Below are 12,691 nucleotides of genomic sequence, written 5' to 3'. Positions count from 1 at the left end.
AGGCCCCGGCCACCGGCCCCAGCGCACGTACACACGCACTACAACGCCGCGAACGTCGCCCCCAGCAGCACCGCGCCCATCAGCCCCATCACCCACGCCGTGCGCCGCAGCTTCATACCGCCCGCCACCACCAGCGCCGCCAGCAGCAGCGAACCCGCGAACGGGACCCACGCGTGCAGAATGCCGCCCGCCCCCGTACGCACGGCATGGGTCGTGCCGGGCTTGACCGTCACCTCGACCTGCTCACCCTTGGCCGGGGCGGTCGCCGCCGCTATCGACACCCTGGACCGGTGCCGGCCCGCACCCTCCGACGGGGTGTACGGGCCCGTACACCGATTGTCGCGACAGTCCGCCACCGTCATCGTGCCGCGCTCCCGCGCCTGCACCAGCATCGCGTACTGCGCCGTGTTCCACGACGTCCACACACCCGCCACCAGCAGCAGCAGCGCCAGCGCGCCCATCAGGCCCGTACGGGCGACCAGCAGCAGCCCATAGGCGCTCTCCCCGAGTCGGCGGCTGCGGCTGCGCTTCTTGACCGTACGACTGCGCGTCTTGGTGCTCGGGCGGCTCTTGGGCATGGCGGCGATCCTTGGCCATCTGACTGCGCGCGGTCAACCTGGGACGCCGGTTCGCCAGGACTGGCGCCCCCTGTCCCCTTTCACCCGGACCGCACCGGTCACACCACGTAACGCACCCACCGCACCCTCAGGAGTTGTACGTGCTCTGCGCCCGCTCCAGACCGTCCACGACGAGCCCCTCCACCGCGTCCGCCGCCCGGTCCACGAAGTAGTCCAGCTCCTTGCGCTCCGCCCCGGAGAAGTCCTTCAGCACAAAATCCGCCACCTGCATACGGCCCGGAGGACGACCGATACCGAAACGCACCCGGTGATACTCGGCACCCAGCGACTTCGTGATCGACTTCAGCCCGTTGTGGCCGTTGTCGCCCCCGCCCAGCTTCAGCCGCAGCGCCCCGTAGTCGATGTCCAGCTCGTCGTGCACCGCGATGATGTTCGCCACCGGAACCTTGTAGAAGTCCCGCAGCGCCGTCACCGGCCCGCCCGACAGATTCATGTACGTCATCGGCTTGGCGACCACCACCCGGCGGCTGCCCGGCCCCGGCGGACCGATCCGGCCCTCCACGACCTGCGCCCGCGCCTTGTGCGCCTTGAAACGCCCGCGCATCCGCTCCGCGAGCAGATCCGCCACCATGAACCCCACGTTGTGGCGGTTGGCCGCGTACTCCGGGCCAGGGTTGCCCAGCCCCGCGACCAGCCAGGGACCCTCGGCGTCCGTCGTCATCCTCATGTCTCCTTGCAGCAGCCAACCGTGAAACGGCTCAACCGCCGCCCCGCACCAGCAGTGCGGGGCGGCGGTTGACGAAACCACGCGCGGGACGGGCCACGGCGGGCGAGCCCGGCCCGCGCCGCGCTACGGAAGCGATCAGCCCTCGGCGGACTCGTCGCCCTCGGACTCCGCCGGCGCCTCGGCCTGCGCCGCGACGACCTGGAGCACCACGGTCTCCTCGTCGATGGCCAGCGCCGAACCGGCCGGCAGGGTGATGTCCTTGGCGTGCACCGAGTCACCGGCGTCCAGGCCCGCCACGGAGACGGTCACCGACTCCGGGATGTGGGTGGCCTCGGCCTCCAGCGGCAGGGTGTTCAGCAGGTGCTCCAGCAGGTTGGCACCCGGCGCCAGGTCGCCCTCGGTGTGGATCGGCACCTCGACGGTGACCTTCTCACCCTTCTTGACGGCCAGGAAGTCCACGTGGACCAGGAAGCCACGGATGGCCTCACGCTGCACGGCCTTGGGGATGACCAGCTCGCTCTTGCCGTCCACGTCCAGGCGGATCAGCGCGTTCGGGGTCTTCAGGGCCATCATCAGCGCGTGGTTGTAGATGGCGATGTGCTTCGGCTCGGCACCGTGGCCGTAGATCACGGCGGGGACCATGTCCTCGCGGCGCGAACGGCGGGCGGCACCCTTACCGAAGTCGGTACGGATCTTGGCTTCGAGCTTGACCTCGGCCATGGCGGCACTCCTCGTAGTCGGCACGGTCGACGGACGACCGGACGGATCTGTGGGGCGTCACCCGGCCCACGACAGACCTGCTACGAAGAGCGCGTCGATAACGGACCGCCGCACCACAGAAAAGTGCGGCCTCCCTCGCCGAGCAACTCGATGAGTCTACCCGGCGGGGAGGCCGCCCCCAAAGTCGATCTCCGTACGCCCCGCGGGCTACGGAATCCGGCTCACTGCTCCTCGAAGAGGCTGGTCACCGAGCCGTCCTCGAAGACCTCACGGATGGCGCGGGCGATCGTCGGCGCCATCGACAGCACCGTGATCTTGTCCAGCTCCAGCTCGGACGGGGTCGGCAGGGTGTTCGTGAAGACGAACTCGCTGACCTTCGAGTTCTTCAGGCGGTCCGCCGCCGGGCCGGACAGGATGCCGTGCGTGGCCGTCACGATGACGTCCGCGGCGCCGTTCGCGAACAGCGCGTCCGCCGCGGCGCAGATCGTGCCACCGGTGTCGATCATGTCGTCGACCAGGACACAGACCCGGTCCTTGACGTCACCGACGACCTCGTGGACGGTGACCTGGTTCGCCACGTCCTTGTCCCGGCGCTTGTGCACGATCGCCAGCGGCGCGTCCAGCCGGTCGCACCAGCGGTCCGCGACCCGCACCCGGCCCGCGTCCGGCGAGACCACGGTCAGCTTCTCGCGGTCCACCTTCGCGCCCACGTAGTCCGCGAGGACCGGCAGGGCGAACAGGTGGTCCACCGGGCCGTCGAAGAAGCCCTGGATCTGGTCGGTGTGCAGGTCGACCGTGACGATGCGGTCGGCGCCCGAGCACTTCAGCAGATCCGCGATCAGCCGGGCGGAGATCGGCTCGCGGCCACGGTGCTTCTTGTCCTGGCGGGCGTACCCGTACGACGGGATGACCACGGTGATGCTGCGGGCCGAGGCCCGCTTCAGCGCATCGATCATGATCAACTGTTCCATGATCCACTTATTGATCGGAGCCGTGTGGCTCTGCATCAAGAAGCAGTCCGCACCACGCGCCGACTCCTGGTAACGGACGTAGATCTCTCCGTTGGCGAAGTCGAACGCCTTGGTCGGGACCAGCCCGACACCCAGCTGGTGGGCGACCTCCTCAGCCAGCTCGGGGTGGGCGCGGCCGGAGAAGAGCATCAGCTTCTTCTCGCCGGTCGTCTTGATCCCGGTCACAGCAAATCTCCTCAGATCCTGTTTGCGTGCGCTTATCACGGTACGCCCCGCACGGCGCACCCGAGCACGATCACTGCTCGCCGTCGGACTCCTGGCCAGCAGCAGACGCAGCCTGCGCGGCGGCGCTTCCGGGACGCTTACGAGCGACCCAACCCTCGATATTCCGCTGCTGGCCGCGCGCGACCGCCAGCGAACCCGGGGGCACATCCTTGGTGATGACCGAGCCGGCCGCGGTGTACGCGCCGTCCCCGACCGTGACAGGAGCCACAAACATGTTGTCCGAGCCGGTCCGGCAGTGCGACCCGATCGTCGTGTGGTGCTTGGACTCGCCGTCGTAGTTCACGAACACGCTCGCCGCACCGATGTTGGTGTACTCACCGATCGTCGCGTCACCCACGTACGACAGATGCGGCACCTTCGTGCCCTCGCCCACCGACGCGTTCTTCATCTCCACGTACGCACCGGCCTTCGACTTCGGCCCCAGATCCGTACCCGGACGCAAGTACGCGTACGGACCCACGCTCGCCCCCGGACCGACCTTCGCGCCGTCCGCGACCGTGAACGACACCTTCGCGCCCTCGCCGACCGACGTGTCCGTCAGCCGCGCGTCCGGACCCACCTCCGCGTGCGCCGCGACATGCGTACCGCCCAGCAGCTGCGTACCCGGGTGCACCGTCGCGTCCGGCTCGAACGTCACCGACACGTCCACCCACGTCGTCGCCGGGTCCACGACCGTCACACCGCTCAGCATCGCGCGGTGCAGCAGACGCTCGTTGAGCAGCCGGCGCGCCTCCGCGAGCTGGACGCGGTTGTTGATGCCCAGGATCTCCCGGTGGTCGTCCGCCACCGCGGCGCCGACCCGGTGCCCGGCCTCGCGCAGAATCCCCAGCACATCGGTGAGGTACTCCTCACCCTGGCTGTTGTCCGTACGGACCTTGCCCAGCGCGTCGGTCAGCAGCTGCGCGTCGAACGCGAACACCCCGGAGTTGATCTCCCGGATCGCGCGCTGCGCGTCCGTCGCGTCCTTGTGCTCGACGATCTCGGTGACCGCGCCGGTGTTCTCGTCCCGCACGATCCGGCCGTACCCGGTGGAGTCGGGGACCTCGGCGGACAGCACGGTGACGGCGTTGCCGTCGGCGGCGTGGGTGTCACCGAGCTTCTTGAGGGTCTCGCCGGTCAGCAGCGGGGTGTCGCCGCACACGACGATCACGGTGCCGTCGAGGGAGACACCGCTGCCGCTCAGCTCCTCCAGGCCCATGCGGACGGCGTGGCCGGTGCCGTTCTGCTCGTGCTGGACGGCGGTGCGCACATCCGGGTCGATCTCGGCGAGGTGCCCGCCGACCTGCTCACGGGCGTGGCCGACGACCACGACGAGGTGCTCGGGGTCCAGCTCGCGGGAGGCGGCCACGACGTGCCCCACGAGGGAGCGGCCGCAGATCGCGTGCAAAACCTTCGGGGTCGTCGACTTCATGCGGGTGCCCTCACCCGCTGCGAGAACGACGACGGCGGCCGGGCGGTTGGCGCTCACGGGATGCCCTTCGGCTTCTTCGGGTGGTGGACACCCGAAGGATACCGGTGCGGTTTGCGGCCGAAACGCGGGCGGGTCCCGACCGGAGGTCGGGACCCGAACTTCGCTTTGCTCCCCTGCCAGGACTCGAACCCGGAACGATCGGACCAAAACCGACAGTGTTGCCTATTACACCACAGGGGAGTGTATTTACGGTCAAACCGGACATTCCGTCAGGCTGTCGACCGGGCTCCCAACACTATGCCGTACCACCAGCCTTCGATGCGACGGTACAGGTCCGCTCCTTGCAGAACTCGGACCACCAGGCAGCCGTGATAGCCCTCGCCGACGTTCTTGCGAACGGTCTTCGGGTTGTGTTTCTTCAGTGTTGTCCTGGCGAAGGCGGCGACATCGACGCCGACCAGATCCGCCCAGTAGCGCTCGGCGGCACCGACGTCGGCCGACTCGTGGATCTGGACGCGGAACTGCATGCGCTCCGGCGCGACCCCGAGGAGCGAGAGCCATGCGATGAAGACCTGGATCATGCCCGGGTCGCTGTTGATGAAGGTCACGCGCTCCTGAGGGTTGTGGAGCTTGCTCTTGCTGCCCTCGGACCAGTAAAGAGCGACCCCGGTGATGAACAGGTCGCGATCGCTCATCGCGCCGACCTCGTCGGCGGCGCCGCGTTTCGTCCGCTGCCGCTCTTCGTCGCGGCGGCGCAGTGTCGCCTCCCAGCCGCGCCTGGCGATGGCGGACGCCTGCTCGCGGGTGCGCCTGGGCGGTCGGGGCATGTCCCGTACCCAGAGTGAGATGGAGCTTTTCGACACTCCCAGTTCGACCTGGATCGCGTCGTACGTCATCCCCCGCCCCCGAAGCTCCCGCGCCCTCGCCCGGAGGTCGTCCTTCGCGTTCGGGCGGCGGGTCCAGTCCGGTGCCGGTTCGCCTTCCAGGAGGCGGTTGAGGATGTCGTTGTTGTGGAGGTGTAAGCGGTCGCGGATCTGGCGGCGGCTGAGGCCGGCGCGGCGGAGGGTGACGGCCTGGTCGCGCAGGGACTCGAAGTCCGGTCGTGTGTGGTGCATGACGTCAGGGTCGGGCCGTCGGCGTGTGCACGGGTCGAAAATGTGGACGATTCAATAGTTCGAGGGAAATATGCTCAGTACCGGTCCGTAACGGTGCACTCGCGTGCAGAGCGCGCGACGGAAAAACCCTCGCGGGCGCCCGTAGGCTGGTCGGTATGACCGCAACGGGGGCAATCGAAGCAACGGGTGCGAGGGACGCGCCCGCCGGGCCGTGGTGGTGGCCACGGCGGCGGAGCGCTGTGCTGGACGTGTCGCTGGCCGTCGTCTCGACACTGGAGACCGCGTTCGAAGGGCTGGACTTCGCCGGGGACGCGGGGCTGCCGTCGTGGGTCGGGCTGCTGCTGGGGCTGGTCGTCGGGCCGGTGCTGCTGCTGCGGCGCCGCTGGCCGGTGGCCGTGGTGCTGGTGTCGATCGCGGTGACGCCGGCGCAGATGGGCGGCCTGCTGAGCATCGTGGGCCTGTACTCGCTGGCGGTCTCGGACGCGCCGCGCCGGGTGGTGGGGCTGTTGGCCGGGATGTCGGTGGTCGGGACGCTGGTCTCCAGCTTCTTCACCATCCGGCAGGACGTGGGCGGCGAGCCCGATTTCCATCCGCCGACGTGGTTCGTGCTGGTGATGGCGGCGGCCGTGGCGCTGGTCGTGACGGCGCCGCCGGTGCTGTGGGGGCTGTACGTGGCTGCCCGGCGCCGTCTGGTGGAGAGCCTGCGGGAGCGGGCGGACGGGCTGGAGCGGGAGCTGTCGCTGCTGGCCGACCGGGCCGAGGAGCGGGCGGAGTGGGCCCGTAACGAGGAGCGGACGCGGATCGCGCGGGAGATGCACGACGTGGTGGCGCACCGGGTGAGCCTGATGGTGGTGCATGCGGCGGCGTTGCAGGCGGTGGCGTTGAAGGACCCGGAGAAGGCGTCGCGGAACGCGGGGCTGGTGGGGGACATGGGCCGGCAGGCGTTGACGGAGTTGCGGGAGATGCTGGGGGTGCTGCGTACGGGGGAGGGGGCCTCGGGGCGGTCGTCGGCGCCGGTGTCGGACGAGCCGGAGCGGCTGGTGGCGGTGGCGTCGAAGGTGAAGTCGCAGGCGGCGCCGGATTCCGGTGGTGCGGGTGGTGCCGGGGTGCGGTCCGGGGCGTCGGTGGCGGCGGAGGCCGGTGCGGGGCCTGGTGGTCCGGCGCGCGGTGGTGCGGTGGTGGTGACGGCGGAGCCGGAGGGTGAGGGGCCTTCGCTGGCGGACCTGGACGGCCTGGTGGGGCAGTCGCGGGTGGCCGGGATGGCGGTGGAGCTGTCGGTGGACGGTGTGGCCGGGGCGGGTGCTTATCCGCCGGGGGCGGAGCAGACGGTGTACCGGGTGGTGCAGGAGGCGCTGACGAATGTGCACAAGCATGCGCCGGGCGCGCGGGTCCGGGTGCGGCTGGCGCATCGTGAGGGTGAGGTCGCGGTGCAGGTGGAGAACGGTCCGTCGGAGCGGGGTGCGGCGGATGTCGGGTTGCCGAGCGGTGGTAACGGTCTGGTCGGTATGCGGGAGCGGGTGACCGGGCTGGGCGGGGTGTTCGTGTCGGGGCCGACGGAGGCGGGCGGTTTCCGGGTGTCGGCGGTGCTGCCGGGGCGGTAGGGGGCAGGGGGTGTGGTCCCTGCCGGTTCCCGCCGGTTCCCGCCGGTCCCGGCCCGTCCCGTCAGTCCTGTCCCGTCGTTCCCGCCGGGCTGAGCCGTGCCGGCCGGGTGCCGAGGACGAGGGTGCTCAGGGCCTGGTCGATGTCGGCGCCGAGGTACCAGTCGCCGGTGTGGTCGAGGCTGTAGACGCGGCCTTCGGCGTCGATGGCGAGGACGGCCTGGCCGCCGGCTTCCTGGCCGAGCGGGGCGACGTCGGTTTCCAGGGCGCGGCCGAGGTCGCCGAGGGTGCGGGCGAGGTGGAGGCCGTGCAGGGGGTCGAGGGTGAAGGGGGTGGGGGCGATGTGGCGGCCGGGGCCGGTGGGGACGATGTCCAGGCCGCCGAATTCGGCCCAGGCCTCGACGGCGGCGGCGAAGACGGTGTGGCGGTGTCCGGCGGGGGAGGCGTGGGCGCGCAGGGCGTCGGCCCAGTGTTCGGCCTGCTGGATGTCCCAGCGTCCGGTGCGCCAGCCGGCGTCCTGGAGGGCGGCGTCGACGGCGACGGGGAAGCGGGTGGCCGAGGTCCGGTCGTAGGAGTCGTAGACCGGGGCGACGGGCGCGGCGGCGGCCGGTGCTGCGGAGTCCGCGGACGGTGCGGTGGGGGGCATGGTGCTGGTCAGCTCCCTGCGTGCGTACCGATGGGCATGACGCCGAAGAAGGCGAGGAGGGCGTCGCAGGAGCGACAGGGGGGAGCGTAGCTGCCGTGCAGGGGGTCGCCGTCCTCGCGGATGTGCCGGGCGGTGATTTTGGAGTGTTTCAGGGAGCGGCGGGCTTCGCCGTTGGTGAGGGGTTTGCGGGAGGCGCGTTTTCCCCGGTTGGCTTCGACGGCGGTCAGGTGCCGGCTCAGCAGGACGGCTTCGGGGCAGCGGCCGGTGAAGCGTTCGCGCTGGGCGGTGGCGAGGGTGTCGAGGAAGTCCTGGACGAGGTGGTGGAGCGCGGGGGGCTGTTCGGCTTTGCTCGCGGTGCAGGTGAGGGTGCGTCCGCGTACGGACAGGGCGGCGCCGACGGTGGGGAGGATGCCGTCGCGGCGGTGGTGGAGGGCGGGCGGACGGTCGTCGTCCGCGGTGCCGCTCCAGCCGACGCGGGGGTCTCCCGCGGTGGCGGTGTTGTGGTGTGCCGTGGTGCGCATGGTCAGTGCTTTTCCCTCCCCGAATCCCCGGGACGCCGGAGGTCCCCCGCAAGGGTAGGGGGAGGGTCAGCCTGCCAAATGCCCCGGGTGTTGGGGAAGTCGGGTGGGCTGTCGGTGATGTCACGGTTGTGTCCGGGTCCGGTGCCGGTGCGGCCGGGGTTGGCGGGTGGGTGTGCGGTGGGGGCGCGTGGTTGAAGTGGGTGTGTGCTGGGGGTTGTTGGGCCGGGGGCGGGGGGAGGGTGGTTGACGTGCGCGGGAGGGTGGGTTGCGGCACGGCATAGGCTGTGCCCAGTAGCCGGATTCAGCCAGGGAGCACCGCCATGACGTCAGGTCGGCACGGGCTGGGGGCACCTCCCGGCCCTCAGGTCGCGGGCCACGCCGCGCCACCGAACACGGCCTATGCCGGGCAGGTCGTGCATTTCCCGGACCCGGTGCGTGCCGCGCGGTATCCCAGGGGGGTGCCGGTGGACGGGCGGGGTTTTCCGGATTTCTCGTCGTATGCGCGGGCGGCCGCGGAGATCGCGGAGCCGCCGGAGGGTTTCGGCGTGGACGAGTTGCGGCTGACGGACTATGTGTCGGCGAATGTGGCGCTGCATGCGCGGGGGCACGAGCTGTGGGAGGACGTGCCGTCGGTGGCGACGCCGCACGGCTGGACGTGGCATCACGTGGCGGGTACGCGGCGGATGGAGCTGGTGCCGGTCGAGGTGAAGGCGCTGTTGCGGCATCACGGTGGGCTGGCGACGGCGGCGGTGGATCACGGCAAGCGCGGTACGCGGCCGTTGCAGGACACCCGGCCGGTGCATTTCGGGCTGCCGCACCGGGATCTGTCGGTGTCGGAGGAGCAGGTGCGGCAGGCGGAGGAGGTGCTGGGGTACCGGCTGCCGGGTGCCTATCGCGCGTTCTTGAAGGCGGCGGGCGGCTGTGCGCCGGTGGGTGTGGGGCTGCACGCGGATCTGGGGCTGCTGGTGGACCAGCCGTTCTTCACGGTGCGGGACGAGGCCGCGATGAACGATCTGGTGTACGTCAACAAGTGTCTGCGCGACCACTTCACCAAGGATTTCCTGGGGGTGGGGTTCGTGCAGGGCGGTGTGCTGGCGGTGCGGGTGCGCGGGGAGGCGCCGGGTTCGGTGTGGTTCTGCGCGTACGACGATGCCCGGGACCGGGACGGCTGGCCGGTGCAGGAGCGGGTGGCGGAGCTGTTGTTGCCGTGCGGCGTGGATTTCGACGATTTCCTGCAGCAGTTGGCGGGGAGTCCGCCGGAGCTGGAGACGGTGGCGGGTCTGATGGTGGACGGCGGCTTCGCGCGTGTCGTTCCGGTGGAGGGGTGAGGCGCGGTGGTGACGTTCGCGCAGGCGCAGGAGCGTGCGGAGCGCTGGGTCAACGGAGAGGTGCCGGGGCCGTTTCAGCGTGAGGTGCGGGTGCGGGAGTTCGACCTGGGTTTCGTGGCCTGGGCGGAGGACCGTGCAGGGGGGCCCGGCACGGATGGTGGCCGGGCCCGGCTGGTGATCGCGCGGGACAGCGGGGAGACGACGCTGTGGCCGGGGCTGCCGGTGGGTGAGGTGATCCGGCGGTATGAGGAGGAGTACGGCGCGGTGGCGGATGCCGCCGTGCCGGAGGCTCCGCCGCAGCGGATCGATCTGGAGGCGACGTCGTTTCTGCTGACGCCGCCGGAGTGGCTGCAGGAGGCGGCGGACCAGATCGGGCTGGGGGACCGGCGGACGTCGGGGGCGGGGGTGGTGGTTTCCGGCGCGGTGGCGGAGGCGGCCGAGCCGTCTCCGGGCGGCTCCGGCGCAGACGGCTGGGCTCCCGCCGTACGGGATGGGGTTCCCGCCGTACAGGATCAGGTCCCTGCCGTACAGGATCAGGTCCCTGCCGTGCGGGACGAGGTGCCGGGGCGTGCCGGGGAGCCAGCCGATGCCGCCCCGTGGGCGGGTACGGACGTCCGGGCGGACGAGGGCGCCGACGACCGTTCGGTGGGGCTGCCCGAGACCGTGTTCGCGCCGCCGCTGGCCGGGTTCGACGACGAGGACGCGCCGCCGCCGGGCGTGCGGCCGGAGGCCAGGACCGAATTGCTCGCGGGTGGCAGTCAGTTGCCGCGGACGACGTTGGCGCCGGCGGTCGAGGAGCCGGGGCGGGGGCCGGTGGCGCCGCCGATGCCGTCGTCGCCTCCGCCCGCTCCGCCCGCCGGGGCCGTGCCGTACGGCGGTTCCGTGCCGCCTGCCGACGTGGCCGGGCCGGGTGCGGCGGAGCTGTCGGAGCTGCCGCCGCCGTCCGGTCCGCCGATCGCGGATGTGCCGCCGCCTGCCGCGTACGCGGGTCAGGGCGGTGGGCCGGGCGCTGCCGAGGGGCCGTCCGCGCAGCCGCCTGCCGCCACGCCGCCCGTCGCTGCTCCGGCGGGCGGGTACGTCCCGACGCAGCTCGTCTCGCAGCTCGACGCGGACGAGGTGGACCTCAGCGCCGTGGACGGTGCCGTCCCGGCCGCTCCGGAAGCGCCGCACGGGCCGTCCGCGCCGCCTGCCGGGGGCCCCGGCGGTGGTGTGCACGCGGCCGCGACGATGCTGGCCGGTGGCGCGGTGATCCAGTCCCCGGCGGGTGACGCCGGAGCGGGTGGTGCCGGGGGCCCTGGTGTGCCGCCGCCTGCCGCGCCACCGGCCGCGCCGCCCGGCCCGCCCGGTGGCCCGAAGGCTTCCGGCGCGCCCGGGAAGGCGGCTTCCGGTGAGGCGGCCGGTCCGCCCCCGCCGCCGTCGCCGCCTCCGGCCGGGCCGCTGTCCGGCGGTCCTGGTGGCGGGGTGCACGCGGCGGCGACGATGCTCGCCGGTGGTGCGGCCGGCCCGGCCGTGCCGGGCCCCGGTGTGCCGCCGCCCGCCGCCCCGGGCCCGTCCGCGCAGCCGCCCGCCGCGCAGCCGCCCGCCGCGCCTCCGGCCGCCGCGCCTCCGGCCGCCGGCTCGTACGGCTATCCGCAGCCGCAGCCGCAGCCGCAGGCGCCGTCCGGGCAGCCGACCGTCGGCCCCGGCTACATGGCCGTACTGAGCTACCGCGCGCCGGACGGTTCGGAGCAGAAGATCGTGCGGCGTTCCGCGCCGGGCGCGCCGCATCCGGAGTGGCAGCTGCTGCACGAGCTGCGCGGGATGAACATTCCGCCGCAGCAGGTGCTGGAGCTCCACACGGAGCTGGAGTCGTGCGACCTGCCGGGCGGTTACTGCGCGCGGATGGTCCGGGAGACCTGGCCGCAGGTGCGGATCAGCCACACCGCGGCGTACGGGACGGAGCACGCCTCGCGGCAGCAGGGTGTGCGTCATCTCGTGGAGCATCAGGGCGAGTTGCACCAGGTGGCGGACGGTCCGGCGCGGCCGGCGCCGGTGCGGGCGCCGTTGCCGCACCCGTCCCAGGTGCAGCCGGTGCCCCCGGTGCCGCCGCAGGTGTTCGGGCAGGAGCTGGAGCAGGCGTTCGGCCCGCAGGGGGTGTTCCGTTTCGACCAGCGGGCGGTCTCCCGGCAGGGGGTGCCGGAGGTGGTGGCGCACACGCTGGTGTGGGCCGGGCTGCCGCTGGACTTCGGGCCGTTCTTCTGGGCGCAGGCGCAGCCGGGCCGTCCGGTGCCGACGCTGGCGGAGCTGGCGGCGGAGCGCGGGGTGCGGCCGGCGGCCGACGCGGGGTCGTACCTGGTCATGGGCAACGACTTCGGCCGTCAGCTGTGTGTGCAGTACGGGACGGCGCACATCGTGGCGGTGCCGTTGGACGGGGGTGCCGCGGCGGGGCCCGGTGGGCAGCCGGCGGCGCCGCAGTTCGTGAACAGCGGGCTGCCGGAGTTCGTGCGCTGTCTGGCGATGCTGGGCCGGATGTGGCGGCTGCGGTACGGGCTGACGCCGGAGCAGGCGGGGCGCTGGACGGTGGACTTCCAGGCGCAGCTGGTGGCGCTGGACGCGCCGGCGCTGGGGTCGTCGGAGACGTGGTGGTCGGTGCTGCTCGAACAGATGTGGGACGGGTTGCTGTAGGCCGCCGCGGGGGTGGTGCGGGCGGTGCGCCGGTTGCCGGTGTGCCGCCTGTGGCGGCGCTTGACCTGCGGGACGGCCGGGTCACCATGATCCTTCGTATATGGGTCAGCCGTCGTGGTCATCGCAG

Annotated in this window: 11 protein-coding genes and 1 tRNA gene; 3 read left to right on the top strand and 9 right to left on the bottom strand. The window is 72.1% G+C overall.

Features of this window, described 5'->3' with window-relative positions; all coding sequences use genetic code 11:
* Positions 1 to 38: 38 nt before the first annotated feature.
* The 7 genes from ACFV57_RS03440 to ACFV57_RS03410 all read right to left on the bottom strand — a co-directional run bounded on the left by ACFV57_RS03440 (position 39) and on the right by ACFV57_RS03410 (position 5,807).
* Complete coding sequence (locus tag ACFV57_RS03440) at positions 39 to 578, bottom strand: hypothetical protein (RefSeq protein ID WP_385225197.1); 540 nt, start codon at positions 576 to 578, stop codon at positions 39 to 41.
* 127 nt (positions 579 to 705) lie between these two features.
* A complete protein-coding gene (pth, locus tag ACFV57_RS03435) occupies positions 706 to 1,299 on the bottom strand; it encodes an aminoacyl-tRNA hydrolase (protein ID WP_385225618.1) in 594 nt (197 codons plus the stop codon).
* Between the two features lie 141 nt (positions 1,300 to 1,440).
* Positions 1,441 to 2,025 carry a 50S ribosomal protein L25/general stress protein Ctc gene (locus ACFV57_RS03430; RefSeq protein ID WP_385225195.1) on the bottom strand — a complete coding sequence of 195 codons (585 nt, stop codon included), beginning with the start codon at positions 2,023 to 2,025 and terminating at the stop codon, positions 1,441 to 1,443.
* Positions 2,026 to 2,246: 221 nt separating this feature from the next.
* Positions 2,247 to 3,221, bottom strand: coding sequence for a ribose-phosphate diphosphokinase (locus ACFV57_RS03425; RefSeq protein WP_385225193.1), 975 nt, complete (start codon positions 3,219 to 3,221; stop codon positions 2,247 to 2,249).
* Positions 3,222 to 3,291: 70 nt separating this feature from the next.
* Entirely contained in the window at positions 3,292 to 4,749 is a 1,458-nt protein-coding gene (glmU, locus tag ACFV57_RS03420) for a bifunctional UDP-N-acetylglucosamine diphosphorylase/glucosamine-1-phosphate N-acetyltransferase GlmU (protein ID WP_385225191.1), read from the bottom strand.
* A gap of 111 nt (positions 4,750 to 4,860) precedes the next feature.
* Positions 4,861 to 4,932: transfer RNA gene (locus tag ACFV57_RS03415), tRNA-Gln, on the bottom strand.
* A gap of 29 nt (positions 4,933 to 4,961) precedes the next feature.
* A complete protein-coding gene (locus tag ACFV57_RS03410) occupies positions 4,962 to 5,807 on the bottom strand; it encodes a hypothetical protein (protein WP_385225189.1) in 846 nt (281 codons plus the stop codon).
* 155 nt (positions 5,808 to 5,962) lie between these two features.
* Here ACFV57_RS03410 and ACFV57_RS03405 point away from each other — a divergent pair, with 155 nt between their 5' ends.
* A complete protein-coding gene (locus ACFV57_RS03405; RefSeq protein ID WP_385225187.1) occupies positions 5,963 to 7,408 on the top strand; it encodes a sensor histidine kinase in 1,446 nt (481 codons plus the stop codon).
* Between the two features lie 61 nt (positions 7,409 to 7,469).
* On the opposite strand, the gene ACFV57_RS03400 is transcribed toward ACFV57_RS03405, so the two are convergent.
* Both ACFV57_RS03400 and ACFV57_RS03395 read right to left on the bottom strand, forming a co-directional pair.
* Positions 7,470 to 8,051 carry an SUKH-3 domain-containing protein gene (locus ACFV57_RS03400; RefSeq protein ID WP_385225185.1) on the bottom strand — a complete coding sequence of 194 codons (582 nt, stop codon included), beginning with the start codon at positions 8,049 to 8,051 and terminating at the stop codon, positions 7,470 to 7,472.
* Between the two features lie 8 nt (positions 8,052 to 8,059).
* Positions 8,060 to 8,572 carry a YwqJ-related putative deaminase gene (locus tag ACFV57_RS03395; protein WP_385225183.1) on the bottom strand — a complete coding sequence of 171 codons (513 nt, stop codon included), beginning with the start codon at positions 8,570 to 8,572 and terminating at the stop codon, positions 8,060 to 8,062.
* 320 nt (positions 8,573 to 8,892) lie between these two features.
* Between ACFV57_RS03395 and ACFV57_RS03390 the strand changes: the two genes are divergently transcribed.
* Both ACFV57_RS03390 and ACFV57_RS03385 read left to right on the top strand, forming a co-directional pair.
* On the top strand, positions 8,893 to 9,900 hold the full coding sequence (locus ACFV57_RS03390) for an SMI1/KNR4 family protein (protein ID WP_385225616.1): 1,008 nt from the start codon (positions 8,893 to 8,895) through the stop codon (positions 9,898 to 9,900).
* A 6-nt stretch (positions 9,901 to 9,906) separates the two neighbouring features.
* Positions 9,907 to 12,564 carry an SUKH-4 family immunity protein gene (locus tag ACFV57_RS03385; RefSeq protein WP_385225181.1) on the top strand — a complete coding sequence of 886 codons (2,658 nt, stop codon included), beginning with the start codon at positions 9,907 to 9,909 and terminating at the stop codon, positions 12,562 to 12,564.
* Positions 12,565 to 12,691: the final 127 nt, after the last annotated feature.

This window comes from Streptomyces sp. NPDC059788, assembly GCF_042732265.1.
Lineage (GTDB): Bacteria > Actinomycetota > Actinomycetes > Streptomycetales > Streptomycetaceae > Streptomyces.
The sequence above is the reverse complement of the archived record's forward strand: the minus strand, read 5'-3'. Positions and strand labels throughout refer to the sequence as shown.